Annotated in this window: 1 pseudogene; it reads right to left on the bottom strand. The window is 60.4% G+C overall.

Annotated elements, in window-relative coordinates:
- Positions 1-381 (bottom strand): annotated as a pseudogene (gene groEL / locus JWG43_RS19365) (chaperonin GroEL); the annotation flags it as partial.

Raw genomic sequence — 381 nt, 5'->3', positions numbered from 1 at the left:
CGGTACCACCGGTCAGGATGGCGATATCCTGCAGCATGGCCTTGCGACGGTCGCCGAATCCCGGCGCCTTGACGGCGGCGACTTTTACGATGCCGCGCATGGTGTTGACCACCAGGGTAGCCAGCGCTTCACCTTCCACATCTTCGGCCACGATGATCAGCGGTTTGCCCGCCTTGGCCACGCCTTCCAGCACCGGCAGCATTTCACGGATGTTGGAGACTTTCTTGTCCACCAGCAGGATGAAGGGATCATCCAGCTCGACGGAGCCGGTTTCCGGCTTGTTGATGAAGTAGGGGGAGAGGTAGCCACGGTCGAACTGCATGCCTTCTACCACAGCCAGCTCGTCTTCCAGACCCTGACCGTCTTCCACGGTGATCACAC

This window comes from Desulfobulbus alkaliphilus (genome assembly GCF_016918545.1).
In the GTDB taxonomy this organism is placed as follows: domain Bacteria; phylum Desulfobacterota; class Desulfobulbia; order Desulfobulbales; family Desulfobulbaceae; genus Desulfobulbus; species Desulfobulbus alkaliphilus.
The sequence above is the reverse complement of the archived record's forward strand: the minus strand, read 5'-3'. Positions and strand labels throughout refer to the sequence as shown.